The following is a 20,332-nucleotide window of genomic DNA, read 5'->3' as shown; positions in this document are numbered from 1 at the left end:
CGTTTGTGCAGCCACGACGGGCCAGCCGCTACGCGGGCCAGCCGGTCAGAGTGCCTGGCGCAGCCAGCTCTCCACGCCGCTGACGTGCACCGTCATCAGAGCCCGGGCAAGGTCCGCGTCCCCCCGGGCCAGGGCAGCGGCAATCGCCGCATGCTCGGACAGGGTGGCGGAGACAGCCTTGTCCTGGGTCAGGCCGCGCCAGACCCGGGCCCGGACTGTTCTGCTGGACAGTCCCTCCAGCAGGCTCTCCAGATAGGCGTTCCCCGATGCCTTGGAGATGAGGCTGTGAAACGCGAGGTCGTGGGCCACCAGGTCCTCCACGGAGGTGTCTTCATGCACGACCGTCAGGGTGGCTTCCAGCTCCGCCTGCTGAGCCGGGCTGATCCGTTGGGCCGCCAGTGCTGCCGAACCGGGCTCGAGGATCCGGCGGACCTCGAAAAGCTCAAGAATCGAGGTGTCCTGATGCAGGTCCACAACGAAGGACATGGCCTCCGTCAGCAGCTGCGGCTCGAGACTGGTCACGTACGTGCCGTCGCCGCGGCGGACGTCCAGGACCCGGATCAGTTCCAGCGCCTTGACCGCCTCCCGCATGGAACTGCGGGAGAGGCCAAGGCGCTCACTGAGGTCCTTCTCCGGAGGAAGCCGGTCACCCGCCTTCAGCTCACCGCTGATGAGCATGTCCTTGATTTTGGTGATCGCTTCATCCGTAACAGCCATAGACCCATCCTAATGGTCGGATGTTTCGCAGGCGTTGCCTAGCTGCTGAGCGCGGCGGTGGGCGAGGTGCGCGCCGCCCGCATGGCAGGCAGGACGCCGGCAACCGCGCCCACGGCCACTGTGACCACAACGCCGGCGGCAAGCACTTCGGGCGGGATAGCCATGGCCCAGCCATTGCTGTACGCGGCGATGGCGGTGATCACCCACCCCAGGAAGGTGCCGGCGAGTCCGCCATAGACGGACAGCAGCATGGCCTCGAAGAGGAATTGCAGACGGATGTGCCGGCGCGTGGCACCCAGGGAACGCCGAAGCCCTATTTCACGCTGCCGCTCCAGCACTGAAATGACCATAGTGTTGGCCACTCCGATTCCTCCGACCAGAAGAGCGATGGAGCCCACCCCGACCAGCAGTCCGGTGAACGCCTGGTCCACAGTGTTCTTCGCGGCGAGAGCATCAGATGGTCGGCTGACTTTCACCTCGCTAGGCGACTCAGGGTTGATGGTTGGCGGCAGCATGCTGCGCACATCCGCGACCAGGGCCTCTTCTGAGCGTTCGTAGAGGGTGGTGGGGTTGCCGCCATGGCCAAACAGCTGTGCTGCGATGGGCTCACCGATCAGCGCCGACGCGTCCAGTTCCGGGGCCAGCGGGGAGCTGTCGAGGATGCCGGCCACAGTGAAGTGCTGGTTGCCGAGCCAGACGCTGGAACCCGGGCTTTGAATGCCCAGGCGTTCAGCCGTGCCGCGGCCGAGTACGACTACGGGGTACTGGGCGGTGGCTTCGTTGAGCCAGTTTCCGTGCAGGAGCTCAGCCCCCGTGGCCGCCAGGAGATCCAGATCGGTGGCAGCCACGCTTAGGCCGCCGGTGCGGGAGGGAGAGATTTCTGAGTTTCGGTAAATGTGGACGTTTTCAAGCACACTGGTGGAGCTCGCGTGCAGCACCCCGGGGATACGGCGCACTTGGGCCACAGACTCCGGAGGGAGCTGGGCTTCCTTCCCGAACAAGTCGTCCCCGGCGGTGACGGTGAGCAGGTTAGTGCCCAGCTCGGAGAGCTTCTCCTTCACCAGCGCCTGGCTGGAAGTGGAGATTCCAATAACCGAGATCATTGCGGCAATGCCGATGGCAATGCCAAGGGCGGACAGGATGGCACGACCCGGCCGGGCACGGGATCCGTGAAACCCCAGGGCCAGGAGATCGCCGGGGCGCAGCCGGGAACGCTTGATGGAACTCATGAAAAAACCTTTGCCGTATCTGAGATGATCTGCCCGTCACGGAGGCGCACCTGACGCGGCAGGCCGTCTGCGAGTTCCTGATCGTGGGTAATGACCACAACGGTTGTGCCGCCGGCGTTCAGCTCCTGCAGAATCTCCATAACTCCCTGGCCGGACTTGGTGTCGAGGCTGCCGGTGGGCTCATCGGCGAGGAGCAGCGCCGGTTCACCCACCACCGCGCGGGCGATGGCGACCCGTTGACGCTCACCGCCGGAGAGCTGGCGGGGATGGTGCCGGAGCCTGTGGCCCAGGCCGACCTTCTCCAGGGCAATGACCGCCCGGCGCCGGCGTTCCCGGGCGGGAACGCCGGTATACAACAGGCCTGCGGCTACGTTATCGATGGTTGCCACACCGTCCGAGAGGTGGAACTGCTGGAAAATAAAGCCAATGGTGTAGGCACGCAGCGCGGACAGCTCGGTATCGCTGAGCTGCGCAATGTCATTGCCGGCGATCCGTGTACTACCCGCCGAAGCGCGGTCAAGGGAGCCAATAATATTCAGCATGGTTGACTTGCCCGAGCCGCTGGGGCCGACGATGGCCAGCATCTCGCCTTCGACGATGCGCAGGTCCACTCCGTCCAGTGCGACCGTTGGCGGGGACCCGTACTCCCGCCTCACCCCGCTGAGCTCAACAATGGCGGAGTTCATTTGGCAACCACCACTTTGTCGCCCTCAGCCAGCCCGCCGCCCGTGACTATGACCTGGCCATCGGCGAAGGTTCCGAGTTCCACCTCCACACGTTCCGTCGTCGAACCGCTGAGGCGTTCGACGGCGAAGCCGCCCCCGGGCTGTGCCAGCAAGGCCACAACTGGAAGCAGCAGCGAGTCTGTGCCCAGGACCCGGCTGAACACCGTAGTCACTGCAACATTGTCCAGGTTTTCGCCGGCGGCGGGGTCATCCAAGGACAGGACCACAGGAACCTTGAGGCTGGTACCCGTGGCTCCCTCCACCTCCGTGGGAGCATCAAGCCGGGTGACCGTTCCGGCGGTTTCCGAGCCGCCCGGGAGCACGACGGTCACTTTCGTGCCCGGTGCGGCCAGGGACTGCTGGGAAGTTTCAACGTTGACCTGCACAACCTTGTTGGTGTCGGTGACGGAGACGATCTCCGTACCGGCCGCATCCCCAACCTGTGCCTTGAGGTCCTGGACCCGCAGGTCTGTGGGAGAGAAGAAGATCCTGCCCAGCTCGACCTTGCCCGTTACTTCCAGGCCTGCGGTTTTCTGCCAGTATCGGATGGCATATCCGGTATTTGCATCAAAGTTCTCATCCGGCGCAAACCCGAAGAACCCCAGGGCGGAAAGGTTTTCTTCAAGCTGGAGCACATCGCCGCCGGGGACCATGCCCGGCTCGAAGCCCCGCCAGGCCGGAATTTCGCCCGACATCAGGATCACTGGACTCTCGTTGACGCGGAAGAGTTCCTCACCGGCCGTGACCACGGTGCCGGCGTCGGGCAACCCGGTGAGCGTGCCTTCCAGAACGGTCCCCACGGCGCGCGGCTTGGAGTAGCCCAGCGTGCCCTGGAGCCTCAGCTGTTCCGTAAGATCCCCCCGGGCAACGGTCTGGGTTTCGAGGTTGAGCTGGTTTTCTCCGGCGGCGTCATTGTCGGCGTTGCTGGGGGATGTGGGCAGGATGGCTACCGCTGTCACGACGGCGGCCACGGCGGCGATGCCCACAGCCGACACGACCAGTGCGCGGCGGGACGGGCGGCGCGTGGTCCGCTTTGCGCTGCGGACATCGGTGTGGAGCTGGTCCTCATTCGCCATCGCTAGTTGACCTGCTCCATGGACTGCTCTGAGCACTTGTCCACAACGTCGGGATCGGTTTCGGGCCCGAGAGCCGAGGTCATTCCGCCCTTGACCGGGTCGGGGAAGTCGAAGCCGGCATCACGCATGCACTTAGCGAAAATGAGCTGGGATTCAAAGATCTCATCATCTGTGGGCTGGCTTTCATCCACTGGAGGTTCCCCGACCTCCTTGCTGCATGCCTGTGCCACCCGGTCGAAGGCCTCCATGTCGAACTGGGTCGTGTCGACGCTTCCGCTTCCACCCTCCGGGCCGCCCTCGCCGCCACTGATGTCAAAACCGGCGTCCAGGAAGCAGTCGTCCATGTCCTGCCGCCAATCCGCCATGGACATCTCATAGGAATCGGTCTTTAGCTGCCCGTCTTCGGGCTGGGCGGGGGAACAGGCAGAAACAGTGAGGAGCAAAGCGGAGGCCGCTATCAAGGCTGCTGATTTCCGGAGGCTAAGGTTGGCTTTCCTGAAGGTGGCGTTGGCTTGCAATCTACTGTCCTTTTTCGGGGTTCCCCGGGCGGTTGTCCGGGCAACTACCACTTCACCAGCGCAGGGGTTACGGGAAGGTAAAGCGCTGGCCTTACCTTTCCGTAACCCTCCATCTGATTGACTTAAGGTAGGGCCGAACGGGTATGCGCAAGGAGAGGGGCACATGAGGGTACTGATTGTCGAGGACGAGGAGTTCCTGGCCGAAGCCATCCGATCCCGGCTGGAAATGGACGCCATCGCAGCGGACATCGCCGGGGACGGCACCAACGCGCTGCTGGCTGTTGAAGACAATGACTACGACGTCGTCCTGCTGGACCGGGACATCCCCGGTGTCCACGGCGACGACGTCTGCCGCCAGCTGGCCGACGACCCGGCCAGTCCGGCCATCTTGATGCTCACCGCCTCGGGCAGCCTCAACGACAAGGTGGGCGGGCTTGGGCTGGGAGCCGACGATTACCTGGCCAAACCTTTTGAATTCCCCGAGCTGATCGCCCGCCTGCGGGCGCTGAACCGGCGGAAGTTCACCTCCCACCCGCCTGCGCTTGAATGTGGAGCGCTACGGCTGGATCCTTTTCGACGCGAAGTGTATTTGGAGAGCCGGTACGTGCAACTGACGAAGAAGGAATTCTCCGTCCTGGAACTGCTCATGAAGGCTGGCGGCGGCCCCGTCAGCGCTGAAACCATCCTGGAGAAGGCCTGGGACGAGAACGCCAATCCGTTTACCAATACCGTGAAGGTGACCATCAGCAACCTCCGCCGCAAGCTCGGCAATCCGGCCATCATCACCACCCTTCCGGGAGTCGGCTATGCCGTCAGCAGAGACTGACCCGGCCGCAGCGGAGCCTGTTCTGCGCCGGTACCGCCTGACGGTGCGGGCCCGGCTGGCCCTGACGTATTCGGCGCTGCTGACCGGTGCTGGAATCGTGATGCTTGCCCTCGTCTACGTGTTTATGCGTTTTGTGCCCACCTACGAATTCGCGCAGTCCGCGAGTACGCCGGCCATGACCGGGGAAAGCCCCGAAGCCATACCCGCGATGCCTGTTCCACCGGGTGCTGCTGACAGCAGCCCTGCACAGGTGACTACTCCGGCAACGACCCTGCACATCGACTCGCCCGAACAGATGCTCAACGTCCTGCTCATTGCCTCTGCCGTGGTCCTGCTCCTGCTCGCAGTGACGGGTGTCGCCGCAGGCTGGATCGTTGCCGGGCGGATGCTCAAGCCCCTGCAGTACATCAACACTGCGGTGCGGAGCGCGGCGGCCGGGGACCTGGGGCATCGGATCGGCCTTGTCGGTCCGCGCGATGAAATATCCGATCTGGCCATGAGCTTTGACAACATGCTCAGCCAATTGGAGCGGTCTTTCACCGCGTCACGCCGTTTTGCCCAGAACGCCTCCCATGAGCTCCGCACACCCCTGGCTACCACCCGGGCCATGCTCGACGTCGCTATCGCCCGGCAGGAAGGGCCCGACGCGGAAATTCTGGCCAAGCTGCGGATCATGAATGAACGCAGCATCGAAACAGTCACGGCCTTGCTGGACCTGGCCAGCATCGAATCATCCACCACCCAGCCTGAAGTGATCGACCTGGCCGCGAAGGCCCGGGATGCGCTGCAGAGTTTCAGCGCGGAAGCTTCAGCGCGGGGAACGACGATCCAGCAGAACCTCGACACGGCAGAAATGGCCGGCGACCCTGTGCTGATCCGACAGCTGGTGGGCAACCTCGTCCAGAACGCGATCCGGCATAACAACGACGACGGGTTCCTCTCCGTGGCGACGCGGACCTCGGCCAAGGGAACCGCCATCATCGAGGTGGTTAACAGCGGCGCACAGTTGGACGGGGCCACGCTCGCCCAACTCACGGAGCCGTTCCGCAAAGGCGCCGGACGCACAGCCGGCCAGGCTGCGAGGGGGCACGGGCTGGGCCTGTCCATCGTGGCCGCCATCACCGAACGGCATCGCGGGACGTTGGAGCTTGAAGCCCGGAAGGGCGGGGGACTGGTGGCCAGGGTTGAGTTCCCTCCGGTGGAGGCCGTAAACGCACGGAACCACACGCCCGCCGCATGGGTCGGGGAGCCCGCAGCCGGCGTCAGTCTCCGGTAAAGACCGGCGGGCGCCGCTGAGTGAAGGCCTGCGCCGCCTCGGCAAAGTCCCGGCTCGGGAGGAACGCCGTGTTCCAGAGCTGGACATAGTCCAGCCCGGCCTGCACGGAGGCCTCGGTCCCCTGGTCGAGGACCTGCTTCACGCCCTGCACTACCAGCGGCGGGTTCGCCGCGACCCGGGTGGCGATCTCACGGCCCCGGGCGACGACGTCGTCCGCAAGTTCCGTAACCAAGCCCAATTCCAGTGCGCGTGCCGCAGTGAAGTCCTCACCCGTCAGGGCCAGGTGCCGGGTCGCCCCGGAACCAATAATGCCGGGCAGCCGCTGCAGGGAACCGAGGTCGGCAACGATCCCGACCCTGACCTCCCGGATACTGAACTTTGCCGCCGGCGACGCGATTCGGATGTCCGCCGCCGCGATCACGTCCACCCCGCCGCCGATGCACCAGCCGTCGATTGCGGCGATCACGGGTTTACCGCAGCGGGCAACGGAACTCACGGCGTCCTGCAGATCCTTGATCTGCCGGCGGAAACTGCTCCGCAGCCGGGCATCGGTGCCGCGGGATTCCAGCAGCGGCGTAAAGAGCGGTGCCATGGCGGGCAGATCGAGGCCATAGCTGAAATTGCTGCCCGCCCCGTAGACCAGGATCGCGCGAACGGCCTCGTCCGCGCCGAGTTCTTCGAAAACAACGGGTAACTCGGCCCAGAAATCCGGCCCCATGGCATTGCCCTTGGACGGGCCGATCAGCTGGACTTCTGCCACCGGGCCGTTGACCTCAACACGAAGGGAACGCAGGGCGGAATCGATACTCATGGCATCCTTCGATGACGGGCCGGGTAGATCCGGCGGTGGTGGGAGGGAAACCTCCGGCGGCCTTGGCCGGTAGCCCCGGTCGGGCTGGGCCTGCGCGCCAATATACCGTGGGCGGGAGAACCACGGCTGCGGAAAAGCTAGGATCGAGGTATGGAGTTTGTGGTCATTGTCCTGTTCGTAGCTGCGATCGTGCTCGTGAACTTCCTGGTGGGCCGAGCCCAGCGCCGCCGGGCTAGCCGTCCGGCCACCCCAGAACGGGGTTCGAACCCCGCCAAGGGTGCCAAGCAGACCGGCCGGGCCCCGGCCGGAACTTCACTGGAAGCAGCACGCGAGGCTGTGGCCCGGTTGGATGAAGCCGGTCACCAGCAGGTTTATGCAGCGATCGCCCAAGGCCAGCCGATCCGGGCAATCCAGGTTTACGCCCAGGCGACTGGATGCGGCATCCGGGCGGCTAGTGCCGCCGTTGCTTCCCTGGCTTCGCACCCGGTTCCCTATGTACAGCCCAAAGCAGCCCCGGCGGCTGATGCTCCCACGGCGGGCCCGGTCGGTGAATCCCAGGACGGCGGACCTTCCAACAGGGCCACCGGCAGAACGGAAGCCGAGGGCAGCCACCCCGGACAGGAGCCAGCGGACGCCGGACCGGACTCCAAAAATTCCGCTGAAGGGACCGGTGCAGCCTTGACGGACGGACCCGGCACGGATGCCTCCGCTCCGGGCGGGGCCGGCAAGGACACCGGCAAGCGGAACAACTCCCAGACGCTTCCCGATGAAGCCGAGATCAGCAAGTGGGCGCAGAACCTGCGTCCGGAAGACTTCTGACTTCTAGCCTAGAGGGCGCGAACGCTGGGTCAGGCCGTCCCGTCCGTAGGGATAGTTGCCCACCGTCGGGGCGCTGACCTCATTCAGGCGGTGCACCTCCGCAGCGGTCAGTTTCACGTTGGCCGCTTGCAGGTTGCCTTCCAGCTGGTCCGGCGTTCGGGCCCCCAAAATCACCGACGTTACTCCCGGACGCCCGGCCAGCCAGGCGAGGGCGATCTGCGCCGGAGGAACCTCATGGGCAGAAGCGATCTCATGCAGCGCGTCGAGCACGGCCCAGGTCCGCGGGCTGCCGCTGCGCAGGTCCCAGCCCTGGAACTGCCGCGTCGGATTTTCGCCGACCCTGGTGTTGCCCGCGGGAACGGATTCGCGGTGGTATTTGCCGGTGAGCCAACCTCCGGCCAGCGGTGACCAGGGCAGCAGGCCGAGCCCGGCGTCGAGCGCTGCCGGCACGATTTCCGATTCAATCTCCCGCTCCAGCAGGTTGTACTGCGGCTGCAGGGTCACCGGCAGCTGCCAGTTGTGCAGCTTCGCTGTCCAGACCGCCTTGGTGAGCTGCCAACCGGTGAAGTTCGAGAACCCGTAATAGCTGATCAAACCGGCTGACACCGCGTCATTCAGGAACCCCAGGGTTTCCTCCAGCGGCGTCAGCGGGTCCCACGAATGCAGCTGGTAGAGGTCGATGTGGTCAACCCCCAGCCGCCGCAGGGAGTCCTCGAGGGCGCGGCGCAGATGACGGCGGGAATTGCCGGCGTCGTTCGGGCTGTCGCCGGTGGAGAAACGTCCCTTGGTGCCCAGCAGCACTGAATCCCGGGCCGACTGGTTGGAGATCAGCCATTTGCCCACAATTTCTTCCGACGCGCCCGCGCTGTAAATATCCGCGGTGTCGATGATATTCCCGCCGGCGGCCAGATACTCGTCGAGCATGCGGTGCGAGGTCCGCTCGTCGGTCTCGTTGCCGAACGTCATGGTGCCAAGGGCATATTTGCTGACAACAGCTCCGCTGCTGCCCAGCAGGCGCATCTCCATGGGTAATTCCCCTTCTGCGTGGCTTTCTGGGTTGCGTCCACCCTATGCCCCGGTTGGGGAACCGGGACAGGGGCCGCAAAGCTGGCTGCACCGCAAGGCTGCGCCGGGCCTGCGCTAGCGGCCTGACGGCAGGTACTTCTCGATGACATAGTCAGCGATGGCGAGCGACGACGTCGCGGCGGGCGAGGGCGCATTGCGCAGCAGCGTCACCGGTCCCACCTGGTCCACGGCGAAATCATCCACCAGCGAACCATCCCTGCTCCAGGCCTGGGCGCGGACCCCGGCGGTGCTTTTGGCCATGAGATCGGACATCTGCAGTTCGGGGATGAACCGGCGGGCCCGGGAGAAATAGATGGGTTTGAGCAGGGATTCACCGATGGCATCGATGCCCATCTTCCAGTACTGCCTTGCCATAGGCAGGGCACCCGGCCAGCGCAGCGACTCCAGGGTGTCCCTGGGCGAGATGCGCCCCCAGCTGTAGCCCTCGCGGGCCAGCGCCGGCACCGCGTTGGGGCCCACCTGGATATCGTCATAGACACCGCGGGTGAAGTGGACGCCCAGAAACGGCAAGGCCGGGTCGGGGACGGGATAGATCATACCGTTGACCAGATGGCCGCGCTCGGGGTCAAGTGCCCAGTACTCGCCGCGGAATGGCAGGATCTTCGGAGAAGGATCGGCACCGACGAGTCTGGCCACGATGTCTGACTGCAGTCCCGCGCAAGCCACCACCTGGTCGAAGACATGCTCGGCCGCGGGGGTGTGGAGGCGGACCTTTGTGCCCTCCACGACCATGGCTGTGACCTCCTGACCCAGGAGGATGGTGCCGCCGGCAGCCCGCACGTCCTGGGCCATGGCTTCGGTGATGGCGGGATAGTCGACGACGGCGGTGTGCGGGGAATGCACGGCGGCGATGCCGGCCACGTGCGGCTCGATCTCCCGCAGCTTGGCCTGATCATCGATGCGGGCAAGATCGGGAACTCTGCTGGCCACTGACCGGGACTCAATGTCTGCCAGGGCTGGCAGGTCACCTTCATCCAGGGCCACCACCAGCTTGCCCACCTCGCGGTAGGGCAGGGATTTTTCCAGGCAGTACTCTTTGATGGCCACGCGCCCCGCGGCGCACAGCCGGGCTTTGAGGGAACCGGGTTTGTAGTACAGGCCGGCATGCACCACCCCGGAGTTGTGTCCTGTTTGGTGGGCGGCCAGGCGGGTTTCCTTCTCGAAAACCGTCACCTCGCCCAGGCCCCTGCGGATCAGGGCCCGGGCGACGGCGATGCCGACAATCCCGCCGCCGATGACGGCGATGCGTTTTTCGCTCACTCCCGTGTCCTCCCGCTGGTCCTGAGGCGAGTGTAGAGGGCGGCGGGCGAAGGAGAGGCTGCAGGCCAGTTGCTAGGCGCGCCCCAATTCAGAGACCCAAGATAGCCGAAGCGATCAGGAAGTAGATGATCAGGCCCGTGGCATCGACGAAGGTCGAAATAAAGGGATTGGAAAACACGGCGGGATCCACTTTCAGTGCCTTGCCCAGAAGTGGCATCAGTCCGCCGACGGTGGCTGCCATGGTGCAGACACCCAGCAGCGTCAAGCCGATGACCAGGCCGAGGGGCACGGTGAAAATGATGGCAGCGACGGCAAACCCCAGCCCGCCGAGCAGCAGGCCCAGCCAGGCGCCGACCCGGACCTCCCGGGAAACGACTTTGAACACGTCCCTGGGACGGACATCCCCCAGCGCCAAAGCACGGGTAATGGTCGTGGCCGCCTGGTTGCCGGTGTTCCCCCCGGTGCCGATGAGCAGCGGAATAAAGAGCGAGAGCACCACCTGCTCGGCGAGGGTGGCTTCGAAGGTGTCCATGACCTGCACCGTCAGGGTGGCGCCCAGCGCCAGGACCAGCAGCCACACCACGCGGGCGCGCACGATGCTGCGCACCGGGGTGGCCAGATAAGGACGGCGCAGCGGTTCGGCGCCGCCGGCCCGGGCCGCATCCTCGCTTTCGGCGTCCTCCAGGATCCCCAGCGCATCGTCCACGGTCAGAATTCCGACCAGCCGGTTCTCGGCGTCGACGATCGGCAGCACCAGGACCTTTGCGTCGGCGCAGTACCGGGCCGCTTCCTCCGCATCCAGCGTGGCGGGGGCGGAAAGTGGTTCCTTCATCAGGTCCGCGACCAGGTCTGATTCCGCGGCGCGCAGCACGTCCCGCAGCGAGACCACACCAACCAGGTGGCGGCTGTCGTCAGTGACCGGGATCGTGTAGATGCTTTCCGCGTCGTCGAGCCGCGCCCGCACGCGGGTCAGCGCCTGGGCAGCCGTCATTCCTGGGTGGGTGGTGACGAACTGCGGGCTCATGTACCGTCCCACGGCGCCCTGCGGGTAGCCGAGCACCGTGCTGGTGAGCGCGCGGTCCTTTTCGCTGAGTCCCAGGATCAGACGGTTGGCCACCGAGGCCGGCAGCTCGTCGAGCAGGGCCACCCTGTCGTCAGGGCTCAGCGCGGCAAAGACTTCAGCCACCTGGGCATCCTGCAGCCCGGACACCAGGTCAGCCTGCAGCCGCGCGTCGAGCCGCTCGAAGACCTCCAAGGCCCGTTCCTTGGGCAGTGTGCGGTAGGCCAGTGCCCGGTCGATGGTGTTCAGCCGTTCAAGCTGTTCCAGGGTCTCGGCGACGTCCAGGGGCTGCAGGGCCCGGGCCACCAGCGGCATGCTGTTCTGGCTGAGGGCGTCGGCCAGCAGTTCGGCGCTGGCGTCGAACGAAAGAGTGGGTGATTTGATCATGGTCCGTTTCCCTCCTGAGGGGGCGCACATAAGAGCGCCGCGGCAGTGCCGCGGTGTGTGCAAGGAATGAGTGTGCTGTCTCGGAGCGCTACCGCAACCGCACGGGCTCAGGCCGGAGGGATTCGAGGGGCCCGCAGTTTATGTGCGGGGCCGTCCCGGAGACTGCCGCTGACGGCAGGAATCGTTCAGTGCCGGGAGGGCGCGAAGGTAAGGTTCCCTGGGCGAAGGCGAGGCCCGCGCGGTTCGGTAGATCGACTATGCCCGTCGTCCATGCGTGCGGTTCACCTCCTGCCGTTTTCGCAACTGTTCGGATATGAAGACACCCCGGTCCGAAGACCGGGGTGTTTCCGTTGGCGGAGACGGGGGGATTTGAACCCCCGGTGGGCTTTAGGCCCACACTTCATTAGCAGTGAAGCCCATTCGGCCGCTCTGGCACGTCTCCAAACGCCCTGGCGAACTCACGTTGCCAGCCTGTCAAGATTACCCACATAGGGGTGCTTTCAGCAAAACAGGTTCAGGACAAGCGGCCGGTGAGCGCTTCCCAGAGGAACTCATAGGACATGGCATGCATCCGGGCCGACTGGCGGTTGTCCGCTGCGCCGGCGTGTCCGCCTTCCAAAGCCTCATGGAACCAGACCCGGTCCACGCCGAGGGCCTGCATCCTGGCCGCCATCTTTCGGGCCTGGACCGGGCCAACGCGGTCATCGCTGGTAGCCGTCCAGATCAGCGACGGCGGATACTGAACGTCCCCGCGGAGCAGGTGGTACGGGGAGAACGTCTTGATGAACTCCCACTGCCCCGGGTCGTCCGGATCGCCGTACTCCGCGATCCAGGAGTGCCCGGCGGACAGCTTGGTGTAACGGCGCATATCGAGCAGGGGCACGCCGCAGGACACCGCACCGAAAAGCTCGGGGTAGAGGGTGAGCATGTTGCCCACCAGCAGTCCGCCGTTGCTCCGTCCGGTGCAGCCGAGGTGTTCGCGCGAGCTCACGCCGCGGGATGTGAGGTCCCGGGCCACGGCGGCGAAGTCTTCATAGGCACGGTGCCGGTTCTGCTGCAGGGCGGCGCGGTGCCATTCGGGACCGTACTCGCCGCCGCCGCGGATGTTCGCCAGCACGTAAACCCCACGCCGCACCGTCCCGCCGTCGTCCGTGTAGCTGCGCTCCAGCCAGCCGCGGCCCACTACGCCGCTGTAGGCCGGGGTCAGGGCCTGTTCGAACCCGCCGTAACCCGAAAGCACCGTGGGGTTGCCGCCGTCGAGCACCATGCCCTGATGCGCCACCTGGAAATACGGAACCCGGGTGCCGTCCTCGGACACGGCGAAGTGCTGTTCCACCGTGCAGTCGGAGGAATCGAAGAACGACGGCGAGGACTTCACTTCCGTGGCCGTCTGTTCGTCCGTTCCTGCCGCGGGGCCGAGCGTGCCGCGGGAGAGGGTGGACGGCGTCGTGAAGCCGGTGCTGATCAGCCAGTAGTCGTTCCCGGCGGCTTCGTCCTCGTCGTCGACCGCGTACGCGTCCACCGAGTGCAGCGGTGGGCAGGCATCCAGCGCCGTGGCCTGCCAGTCCGCCGCGGGTTCCAGGACCTGGATTTCGGAAGTGACGTCCCGGAGCAGGTTCAGCAGCAGATAGTCCCGCGTCCAGCTCCAGGACTGCAGCGAAACCGCGGGCTCCGGAGTGAAGATCGTGCGCAGGTTGCGGCTCCCGGACAGGAATTCCTCAAGGTCCGCGGCCACCAGCGATCCGGCCTTGTGCAGGGTTTGCCCGACCAGCCAGTCGGTGCGCGGGCGCATCACCAGCCACTGGCGGTGCAGGTCCACGGTTACATCCAGCGGCACCTCGACCCGCAGCCAGGCGTCGTTCCGGCGCAGGTACGTGATGCTGTCGTAGAAGTCGATGATATCCAGCGCCAGGTCCCGCTCGAATCCCGGCGTCTGGTCATGGTGGACGTAACCCATCATGTGGTCCTGCGGCACTTCAAAATACAGGCCGGCGTCGGCAGGATCCTGGCCGCGGTGCACGGTCCGCACCGTGCGCGGGTAAGAGGAAGCCGTCATGCTCCCCGGACCGAAGTCGGTGGCCACGTGCAGGGCATCCGGGCCGGCCCAGGAAACCTGGGTCTTGGCGACGGGCAGGTCGAAACCGTCTGCGACGAAGGCGCGGTCGACGACGTCGTACTCCCGGTAGCGGGAAGCGTCACCGCCGTCGGGGGAAAGGATGAGCAGCGCGCGGCGGTAGGAGGCCCCATCTTCCGGACGCAGGAACCGGGCTCCGCCCCAGACCCACTCGATGCCCTCCGCGGCACTGAGGGCATCCAGGTCCAGCAGGATTTCCCATTCAGTATCCGGGCTGGCGTAGCTCTCCCAGCTGGTACGCCGCCACAGGCCTTTCGGGTGCCCGCCGTCCCGCCAGAAGTTGTAGTACCAGTCCCCGCGCTTGGCCACCATGGGAATCCGGTCCGTGGAATCCAGGACTTCGAGCAGCCGTTCCTCGGTGCGTTCGAAGTCCGTGCCGGAGAGCAGTGCCTCCGTCTTGGAATTCTGTGCCCGGACCCAGTCCAGCTGCCGGTCTCCGTAGATATCCTCCAGCCAGAGGAATTCGTCTGCCGTCTCTTGGTCCGGCGGGGTTTCTGCGCTCGCGGAAGTCATGAGCCCATCCTAGGGGTGCGCCGGCGAACCTCCGCCAGAGCGGCCCCGGATGCGAAACCCGTGGGTATGGCACACCCGGCGTCGAAGGCTAGAAGGTCAGGTCCCTCGCCGCGGCCCCTGGCTCCCGCGGAGCGGAAGGCAGGTAGCGCGCGTGCAGGGTGCCGCGCCAGTGTCTGAGGTTGTGCAGCTGCAGCAGGAGGGACCTTTCCGGAAAGGCACGCAGTCCCTGGCCGAGCATTATTGGAGCGATAAAGAGGTCCAGCTCGTCGACTTCCCCGGCTTCCAGCAGGGCATGGACGATGCTCACCGAACCCCAGATGAGGAACTTTCCACCCTGGCTGCGGCGCTCCCGGACGTAGCTGACGGCATCCGGAACGACGGCGGCCTCCGGGTAGGCGCCCCAAGGGGCCGAGGAAAGGGAGCGGGAAGCCACCGTTTTACGAACCTTGTTCAGCGGTCCGGCGATGGGCTCGTTGGCGGTGGGCCAGTAAGCGGCAAAGAGCTCATACGTCACCCGGCCCATCAGCACTTCATCGATGTGCGGCAGGAGGCGGACGTTCCACTCCTGGCCGGCGATGCTGGTTTCCGGAGCGACGGCGGCGAAAAGGTCGGATTCCCCGCCGGGCCCGGCCGCGAACCCGTCCAGGGAGATCCACTCCTGGACGATCACCTGCACCCCAGGCGCGGGTGCGGCGCTCGCTGCCGTGTCCGGTTCCCTCTCAGGTACAGTTTCCGGTCCGTGTTCAGTCATGCCCGCCATTGTGCCTGCCAGAGATGGCGAGGACCAGAGCCGGGAGGAGACCGAGGCTGCTTACGGAACATGCCGGAACCCCCTTGCATTCAAACTACTCAGCGTTACTATGTACTGGTAGTCAACATTACTAGGTAGCAAGAGGGGAGCATCTGATGGGCAAGCAAGCGACAGAGATGCTCAAGGGCGTGCTGGAAGGCATCGTCCTGGCAATCCTGTCCGGACGTTCCGCCTACGGGTATGAAATCACTGCGTGGCTGCGCGAGCAGGGCTTCACCGATATTGCCGAAGGCACGGTCTACGCGCTGCTCATCCGGATCGAACAGCGCGGCCTGGTTGACGTCGAAAAGGTGCCGTCCGAAAAAGGCCCCCCGCGGAAGGTGTATTCGCTCAACGCGGAGGGGCAGGACTATCTCAATGAGTTCTGGAGGACTTGGAGCTTCCTCGCAGAACGTCTGGAACAGCTCCACCGAGGAGATAAGTGACCATGTTGATTGAAAAGATAGTTGGCGACTTCGGTGACAAGCGCCGGTGGCGGGAATACAAGGCGCGGGTCAAGGCCCTTCCGGCCCCTTACCGTACGTCCGTAGAGGCCTTCGAGCGGTACCTGACCTACTTCGGTGCCATTAGCAACGGCGGGATCATGATGACGATGGTCGAGGATCTTGCCGACCTGTTCGAACGCGCCGCGGTGGATGGAACCCCCGTCCGGGCCGTGGTCGGGGAGGACCCGGTGGAGTTCGCGGAGACCTTCCTCCGGAACTACTCGGACGGCCAGTGGATCAACAAGGAGCGCGAGCGCCTCATCAAGGCCATTAACGGTGCCGAGGAAAATGAGGAAGATGACGGGGGTGAGGGATCATGACCGCCCAGCTGGGTGAGCGCCCCGCGATCCGGGTGAAAGGGCTCGAAAAGTCGTTCAAGGAGTTGGAGGTGCTGCGGGGTGTGGACTTCGACGTCGAACCGGGCAGTATTTTCGCCCTGCTCGGCTCCAACGGGGCGGGAAAAACGACGGTGGTGCGGATCCTGGCGACGCTGCTGAAAGCGGATGCCGGAAGTGCGGCCGTGAACGGTTTCGACGTCGTCACCGATCCCGGGGAGGTGCGCGAGGCGATCAGCCTCACCGGGCAGTTCGCCGCCGTCGATGAGGTGCTCAGCGGGCGGGAGAACCTGATCCTGGTGGCGCAGCTGCGGCGTGTCAAAGAGCCTGGTCGGGTGGCGGACGAGCTGCTGGAACGGTTTGCGCTGACCGAGGCGGGCAGTCGGAAAGCGGGGACCTACTCCGGCGGTATGCGACGGCGCCTGGACATTGCGATGAGCCTCATCGGCAACCCCTCCGTGATCTTCCTGGACGAACCCACAACCGGCCTGGATCCCCAGGGCCGCCTCGAAGTGTGGGAGACAGTCAAGCAACTCGCTGGGCAGGGAACCACAGTCCTGCTCACCACCCAGTATCTGGATGAAGCCGAGCAGCTTGCCGACCGGATTGCGATCCTGCACGAGGGAATCATCATTGCGAACGGAACCCTCGCCGAGCTCAAGGCGCTCATTCCTCCGGCAACCGTGGAGTACGTGGAGAAGCAGCCGAGCCTTGAGGATGTCTTCCTCGCTATTGTCGGCGGCGACGGCAGGAACACCAACGGAAAGAGCGGTGCCTCCGGGATCTCCGGCAGCGCTGCCGCGGAGAATCAGGGGCAAGGACGATGAGTGCAACCCATTTCTACGGCAACACCGCCGTGCTGACCCGGCGCTCGCTGCGGCATATCCTGCGCAGCCCGGACACCATCATCACCACGGCCGTTATGCCGATCGCCATCATGGTGATGTTCGTGTACGTGCTTGGCGGAGCCATCGCTACCGGTTCCTTCCAGTACATCGACTACATGCTGCCCGGCATCCTGCTGATCACAGTCGCTTCGGGCGTCGCGTACACCGCCTTCCGGCTCTTCACTGATCTGCAGGGCGGCATCTTCGAGCGTTTCCAGTCGATGCCTATCGCCCGGTCCAGCAGCCTCTGGGCTCACGTGATGACGTCGCTGGCCGCGAACCTGATCTCGCTGGCAATTGTGGTGGGCGTCGCCCTAATCATGGGCTTCCGCACCGGTGCCGGCATCGGTGCGTGGCTCGCGGTGGGCGGCATCCTGCTCCTGTTTACCCTGGCACTGACCTGGGTTGCTGTGTTCGCAGGCCTGTCGGCAAAAACAGTGGAGGGGGCCAGCGCCTTCTCCTACCCGCTGATTTTCCTGCCGTTCATCAGTTCGGCATTCGTGCCCACAGACACCATGCCCGGTCCGGTGCGCTGGTTCGCTGAGAACCAGCCGGTCACTTCGATCGTCAACAGCATCCGCGCCCTGTTCGCCCAGCAGCCGGTTGGTACCGAGATCTGGATTGCCCTCGCTTGGTGTGCCGGGATCCTGGTTGTTGCGTACGGACTCTCGATAGCTGCGTACCGGCGGCGGATCAGCTAGGGCACCCGGGCAGGGCCGGATCCGGATGCGGAGCCAGAGCCTGGCTACGCCACATCCGGCGGGCCCCGCCGGGCATCCAGTGCGCAGCTCTGGCGACCTGTCCAGCGGGCAGGCCGCCATATCTGCTCACTTGGGCAGCGTGCCCGCCTCAAAGAAGTCGTGTTCCCATCGCACCGAGCCGGCAAAGGCCTCCTGGGCGGCCTGCCGTTCGGCGCCGCCCCCGGCCAGGACGGTTTCCAGGATCGCAATGGCCTCTTCCGTTGCAGCAGCAAACCCCGGATCAGCGTAGGTGTCCAGCCATTCCCGGTACGGATGCCCGGGATGGTTCAACTGCTGCAGCCTGGCCCCCACGTCCGCGTAAACCCAGAAACAGGGGAGCACCGCTCCCACCAGACGGGCATACTCAAGGTGGTTCTCGTTATGCCGCAAAGGTCCGAGCAGATGATCAAGATAACCGCGGGTCACCGGCCCGGCGGCGGCGAAGTCCGAGCCCGCAGGCGCGGAAAGGATCTGTTCAACGCCGGTGCCGCCCGCAGGCCCAAGCCAGTTTCGGTGCAGGTCGAGTTCGGCTTCGAGGGCGTTGCGGGCCCCCGCGGCCCAGAAGACCTGCTCCTGGAGCCGGGGTGCCAGTTCACTCGCCCGGGCCATGGCACGCGCATAGCCGCGCAGATAGATCGCATCCTGGGCCAAGTAGAAGCTGAAGGAATCCTGCGCCAGCGACCCGTCGCCGAGTCCGCGGACGAAGTCCAGCTCATCGATCCGGGCCCGCAGACCGGCGGTCGCTTCCCACAGTGCTGCACTCCAGTCGCCTGCGGGCGCGGGGCTGGAGAATGCCGGAGCATCTTCCGTGGGGGCAGGTGCAGGCTGCATTCGATTCGGTGCAGGAGTCAGATCCCCGGCCCACCCCTCGGGGGCCGGCCTCTCCCCGGGCAGCTGCTGCAGCCCGCGTGCCCAGACGCCATGGAAATGGTTCACCGGTCCGTGGCCGGTACCGACGTTCAGCAGGTCCGCGCTTTCCAGCGCCTCCTGCAGCCAGTCCTTGGCTGCCTTCAGCGTCTGGGTCCAGTTCCCGGTACGGGCATACAACGTGGCCATGGCAGCGGACAGCGAACACCCGGTCCCGTGCGTATTCTTCGTGGCAACCCGCGCAGTGCTGACCTCGGCGACCGCAAACCCGCCAACGCCGTCGGGCACCACCAGTGCATCAGGCGCCGTTTCTCCGGCGAGGTGCCCGCCCTTGACCAGTACGGCGGTGGAATAGGCGCCGGCCAGACGCTGCCCCTGGCTGAGTGCCTGGTCCCAGGTCTGCGCCGGAGATTCCTGCAGCAGCACCGCGAGCTCGGGCAGGTTCGGGGTCACCAGGTCCACCCGGTGCAGCAACTGCCGCAGGGCATCTTCGGCAGCGCTGCTGAGCAGGCGGTCGCCACTGGTCGCCACCATGACCGGGTCCAGGACCACGACCGGCGGCCGGACCTCGGCCAGCCACCCGGCCACCGTGCGCGTCACCTCGGCGGTGCCCAGCATGCCGATCTTCACCGCGTCAATCACGACGTCGTCACTCACCGCTTCCAGCTGCTCGCGCAGGAACTCCACCGGCGGCGTGTGGACCGACCGGACACCGTGCGTGTTCTGCGCGACCAGGGCGGTCACCACGGCCATGCCGTAACCACCGGTGGCGGCAATGGACTTCAGGTCCGCCTGGATGCCCGCGCCTCCGCTGGGATCGGTGCCGGCAATGCTCAGGACCCGGGGAACGCTGCGGCCGGTGTCCGCGGAATGCACGGTCTCCGCGGTATGCAGCGAGGTCATGCGTTCCACGCCGCGACCAGTTCCCGGGCACTGTGCAGCGGATCCGCGGCCAGGCAGATCGCGGAAACCACTGCCGCCCCGGAGGCACCGGCCGCGCGGAGGGCGGCAACATCGGCCAGCCCGATCCCGCCGATCGCGACGCAGGGCACCGGTGCGGCCGCGGCGAAAGCCCGGAATCCGGCCATTCCCAGGGGAGCGGGATGATCAGGTTTGGTGCTGGTAGGGCGGATGACCCCGGCACCGAGGTAGTCCACGGTGCCCGGAGGCAGTGCGCGCACGGCGTCGAGGTGTGCACTGGTATTGGCGGTCAGGCCCACGACGGCGTCCGGCCCCACGATTGCCCGGACAGCAGCAACGGGAACGTCGCTCTGGCCCACATGCACCCCGTGGACCCGGGCACCGGCGGCCCGGGCTGCCAGATAAATATCCACCCGGTCATCCACCAGCACCAGCGCCTGGCCGTCCACTGCCTCGGCGACCGCCAGTACCAGCGCATAAAAGTCTGCCGCAGAGGCGTGCTTTTCACGGATCTGCACGGTCTGGACCCCGCCGGCGACGGCAGCGCGGACGGTTTCCGTGACGCCGCGGGCACCGCATTGCGCGGTGTCCGTCACCAGATAGATGCCGGTGGTGCGGGACAGGGTCCGGGCCTGGGTGACGGGCGCGCCGGCCACCGAGGGATTCATGCTGCCACCAACTTGGCCGCAATGGTCCCGGAGTCCAGGTCCGCGAGGGCATCCAGGAACGCCGGAACGAAGCTGCCCGGCCCGGTTGCCCACCCGGCCGCTGCTTCGGCCGCCAGCGTGTAAACCGCGGTGGCGGCCGCAACCGCCGCCAGTCTTCCGCCGTCGTGCGTTTCATCGTCGT

The 20,332-nt window shown here is 65.7% G+C and carries 20 protein-coding genes, 1 tRNA gene and 1 pseudogene; 7 read left to right on the top strand and 15 right to left on the bottom strand.

Translation table 11 applies throughout. The features are described from left to right. Positions 1-45 precede the first annotated feature (45 nt). From RTN46_RS03070 to RTN46_RS03050, 5 genes are read right to left on the bottom strand one after another with little or no spacing between them, the layout of a single operon-like run. Positions 46-717, bottom strand: a complete 672-nt coding sequence (locus RTN46_RS03070) for a FadR/GntR family transcriptional regulator (RefSeq protein WP_312178953.1) — start codon at positions 715-717, stop codon at positions 46-48. Between the two features lie 38 nt (positions 718-755). Continuing rightward, positions 756-1,946, bottom strand: coding sequence for an ABC transporter permease (locus tag RTN46_RS03065; protein WP_066299937.1), 1,191 nt, complete (start codon positions 1,944-1,946; stop codon positions 756-758). Continuing rightward, positions 1,943-2,632: an ABC transporter ATP-binding protein gene (locus tag RTN46_RS03060; RefSeq protein ID WP_066299939.1), complete on the bottom strand. Its 690-nt coding sequence runs from the start codon at positions 2,630-2,632 to the stop codon at positions 1,943-1,945. The genes RTN46_RS03065 and RTN46_RS03060 overlap by 4 nt, the downstream gene beginning before the upstream one ends. Further along, positions 2,629-3,747, bottom strand: a complete 1,119-nt coding sequence (locus RTN46_RS03055) for a peptidoglycan-binding protein (RefSeq protein WP_312178952.1) — start codon at positions 3,745-3,747, stop codon at positions 2,629-2,631. Before RTN46_RS03055 ends, RTN46_RS03060 begins: the two co-directional genes overlap by 4 nt. A 2-nt stretch (positions 3,748-3,749) precedes the next feature. After that, positions 3,750-4,208, bottom strand: coding sequence for a hypothetical protein (locus RTN46_RS03050; RefSeq protein WP_066299943.1), 459 nt, complete (start codon positions 4,206-4,208; stop codon positions 3,750-3,752). 220 nt (positions 4,209-4,428) lie between these two features. On the opposite strand from RTN46_RS03050, the gene RTN46_RS03045 reads away from it, so the two are divergent. Both RTN46_RS03045 and RTN46_RS03040 read left to right on the top strand, forming a co-directional pair. After that, positions 4,429-5,091, top strand: a complete 663-nt coding sequence (locus RTN46_RS03045) for a response regulator transcription factor (RefSeq protein ID WP_312178951.1) — start codon at positions 4,429-4,431, stop codon at positions 5,089-5,091. Further along, complete coding sequence (locus RTN46_RS03040) at positions 5,072-6,367, top strand: HAMP domain-containing sensor histidine kinase (RefSeq protein WP_312178950.1); 1,296 nt, start codon at positions 5,072-5,074, stop codon at positions 6,365-6,367. Before RTN46_RS03045 ends, RTN46_RS03040 begins: the two co-directional genes overlap by 20 nt. Here the strand turns inward: RTN46_RS03040 and RTN46_RS03035 are convergent. Continuing rightward, entirely contained in the window at positions 6,354-7,178 is an 825-nt protein-coding gene (locus tag RTN46_RS03035) for a crotonase/enoyl-CoA hydratase family protein (RefSeq protein ID WP_312178949.1), read from the bottom strand. The two genes, RTN46_RS03040 and RTN46_RS03035, sit on opposite strands and share 14 nt — an antisense overlap. A gap of 150 nt (positions 7,179-7,328) precedes the next feature. On the opposite strand from RTN46_RS03035, the gene RTN46_RS03030 reads away from it, so the two are divergent. Continuing rightward, positions 7,329-7,997 carry a hypothetical protein gene (locus RTN46_RS03030; RefSeq protein ID WP_312178948.1) on the top strand — a complete coding sequence of 223 codons (669 nt, stop codon included), beginning with the start codon at positions 7,329-7,331 and terminating at the stop codon, positions 7,995-7,997. A 3-nt stretch (positions 7,998-8,000) separates the two neighbouring features. Here the strand turns inward: RTN46_RS03030 and RTN46_RS03025 are convergent, their stop codons facing one another. The 6 genes from RTN46_RS03025 to RTN46_RS03000 form a co-directional block, all read right to left on the bottom strand. Next, entirely contained in the window at positions 8,001-9,023 is a 1,023-nt protein-coding gene (locus tag RTN46_RS03025; RefSeq protein WP_312178947.1) for an aldo/keto reductase, read from the bottom strand. A gap of 114 nt (positions 9,024-9,137) precedes the next feature. Then, positions 9,138-10,343, bottom strand: coding sequence for an L-2-hydroxyglutarate oxidase (gene lhgO, locus RTN46_RS03020; protein WP_312178946.1), 1,206 nt, complete (start codon positions 10,341-10,343; stop codon positions 9,138-9,140). A gap of 88 nt (positions 10,344-10,431) precedes the next feature. Next, complete coding sequence (gene mgtE / locus RTN46_RS03015) at positions 10,432-11,790, bottom strand: magnesium transporter (protein ID WP_312178945.1); 1,359 nt, start codon at positions 11,788-11,790, stop codon at positions 10,432-10,434. A 351-nt stretch (positions 11,791-12,141) separates the two neighbouring features. Next, positions 12,142-12,232: transfer RNA gene (locus tag RTN46_RS03010), tRNA-Ser, on the bottom strand. A 72-nt stretch (positions 12,233-12,304) separates the two neighbouring features. Next, the gene (locus RTN46_RS03005; protein WP_312178944.1) at positions 12,305-14,437 is read right to left on the bottom strand and encodes a prolyl oligopeptidase family serine peptidase; all 2,133 of its coding nucleotides are present in this window, start codon (positions 14,435-14,437) and stop codon (positions 12,305-12,307) included. 88 nt (positions 14,438-14,525) lie between these two features. Continuing rightward, positions 14,526-15,188 carry a dihydrofolate reductase family protein gene (locus RTN46_RS03000; protein WP_312178943.1) on the bottom strand — a complete coding sequence of 221 codons (663 nt, stop codon included), beginning with the start codon at positions 15,186-15,188 and terminating at the stop codon, positions 14,526-14,528. A gap of 155 nt (positions 15,189-15,343) precedes the next feature. Between RTN46_RS03000 and RTN46_RS02995 the strand changes: the two genes are divergently transcribed. The 4 genes from RTN46_RS02995 to RTN46_RS02980 are packed head-to-tail and all read left to right on the top strand — an operon-like array spanning position 15,344 to position 17,656. Beyond that, positions 15,344-15,673, top strand: a complete 330-nt coding sequence (locus RTN46_RS02995) for a PadR family transcriptional regulator (protein ID WP_312178942.1) — start codon at positions 15,344-15,346, stop codon at positions 15,671-15,673. A 2-nt stretch (positions 15,674-15,675) separates the two neighbouring features. Beyond that, a complete protein-coding gene (locus tag RTN46_RS02990) occupies positions 15,676-16,053 on the top strand; it encodes a DUF1048 domain-containing protein (RefSeq protein WP_312178941.1) in 378 nt (125 codons plus the stop codon). Then, positions 16,050-16,895 carry an ATP-binding cassette domain-containing protein gene (locus tag RTN46_RS02985; protein WP_312178940.1) on the top strand — a complete coding sequence of 282 codons (846 nt, stop codon included), beginning with the start codon at positions 16,050-16,052 and terminating at the stop codon, positions 16,893-16,895. Before RTN46_RS02990 ends, RTN46_RS02985 begins: the two co-directional genes overlap by 4 nt. Continuing rightward, a complete protein-coding gene (locus RTN46_RS02980; protein ID WP_312178939.1) occupies positions 16,892-17,656 on the top strand; it encodes an ABC transporter permease in 765 nt (254 codons plus the stop codon). Before RTN46_RS02985 ends, RTN46_RS02980 begins: the two co-directional genes overlap by 4 nt. Positions 17,657-17,782: 126 nt before the next feature. Here the strand turns inward: RTN46_RS02980 and RTN46_RS02975 are convergent, their stop codons facing one another. The 3 genes and pseudogenes from RTN46_RS02975 to RTN46_RS02965 all read right to left on the bottom strand — a co-directional run. Then, positions 17,783-19,465, bottom strand: coding sequence for a bifunctional hydroxymethylpyrimidine kinase/phosphomethylpyrimidine kinase (locus RTN46_RS02975; protein ID WP_312178991.1), 1,683 nt, complete (start codon positions 19,463-19,465; stop codon positions 17,783-17,785). Further along, on the bottom strand, positions 19,462-20,151 hold the full coding sequence (thiE, locus tag RTN46_RS02970; protein ID WP_312178938.1) for a thiamine phosphate synthase: 690 nt from the start codon (positions 20,149-20,151) through the stop codon (positions 19,462-19,464). The genes RTN46_RS02975 and thiE overlap by 4 nt, the downstream gene beginning before the upstream one ends. Further along, positions 20,148-20,332 (bottom strand): annotated as a pseudogene (locus tag RTN46_RS02965) (hypothetical protein); the annotation flags it as partial. The pseudogene RTN46_RS02965 and the gene thiE, both read right to left, overlap by 4 nt.

The sequence above is a fragment of the Arthrobacter sp. genome (genome assembly GCF_031988865.1).
Classification (GTDB): domain Bacteria; phylum Actinomycetota; class Actinomycetes; order Actinomycetales; family Micrococcaceae; genus Arthrobacter_B.
This window is presented reverse-complemented; position numbering and strand designations above follow the sequence as displayed.

Coding starts and splice junctions, on each gene's coding strand:
- RTN46_RS03070 (WP_312178953.1), bottom strand. CDS start 717: ATGGCTGTTACGGATGAAGCGATCACCAAAATCAAGGACATGCTCATC.
- RTN46_RS03065 (WP_066299937.1), bottom strand. CDS start 1,946: ATGAGTTCCATCAAGCGTTCCCGGCTGCGCCCCGGCGATCTCCTGGCC.
- RTN46_RS03060 (WP_066299939.1), bottom strand. CDS start 2,632: ATGAACTCCGCCATTGTTGAGCTCAGCGGGGTGAGGCGGGAGTACGGG.
- RTN46_RS03055 (WP_312178952.1), bottom strand. CDS start 3,747: ATGGCGAATGAGGACCAGCTCCACACCGATGTCCGCAGCGCAAAGCGG.
- RTN46_RS03045 (WP_312178951.1), top strand. CDS start 4,429: ATGAGGGTACTGATTGTCGAGGACGAGGAGTTCCTGGCCGAAGCCATC.
- RTN46_RS03040 (WP_312178950.1), top strand. CDS start 5,072: ATGCCGTCAGCAGAGACTGACCCGGCCGCAGCGGAGCCTGTTCTGCGC.
- RTN46_RS03035 (WP_312178949.1), bottom strand. CDS start 7,178: ATGAGTATCGATTCCGCCCTGCGTTCCCTTCGTGTTGAGGTCAACGGC.
- RTN46_RS03030 (WP_312178948.1), top strand. CDS start 7,329: ATGGAGTTTGTGGTCATTGTCCTGTTCGTAGCTGCGATCGTGCTCGTG.
- RTN46_RS03025 (WP_312178947.1), bottom strand. CDS start 9,023: ATGGAGATGCGCCTGCTGGGCAGCAGCGGAGCTGTTGTCAGCAAATAT.
- mgtE (WP_312178945.1), bottom strand. CDS start 11,790: ATGATCAAATCACCCACTCTTTCGTTCGACGCCAGCGCCGAACTGCTG.
- RTN46_RS03005 (WP_312178944.1), bottom strand. CDS start 14,437: ATGACTTCCGCGAGCGCAGAAACCCCGCCGGACCAAGAGACGGCAGAC.
- RTN46_RS03000 (WP_312178943.1), bottom strand. CDS start 15,188: ATGACTGAACACGGACCGGAAACTGTACCTGAGAGGGAACCGGACACG.
- RTN46_RS02995 (WP_312178942.1), top strand. CDS start 15,344: ATGGGCAAGCAAGCGACAGAGATGCTCAAGGGCGTGCTGGAAGGCATC.
- RTN46_RS02990 (WP_312178941.1), top strand. CDS start 15,676: ATGTTGATTGAAAAGATAGTTGGCGACTTCGGTGACAAGCGCCGGTGG.
- RTN46_RS02985 (WP_312178940.1), top strand. CDS start 16,050: ATGACCGCCCAGCTGGGTGAGCGCCCCGCGATCCGGGTGAAAGGGCTC.
- RTN46_RS02980 (WP_312178939.1), top strand. CDS start 16,892: ATGAGTGCAACCCATTTCTACGGCAACACCGCCGTGCTGACCCGGCGC.
- RTN46_RS02975 (WP_312178991.1), bottom strand. CDS start 19,465: ATGACCTCGCTGCATACCGCGGAGACCGTGCATTCCGCGGACACCGGC.
- thiE (WP_312178938.1), bottom strand. CDS start 20,151: ATGAATCCCTCGGTGGCCGGCGCGCCCGTCACCCAGGCCCGGACCCTG.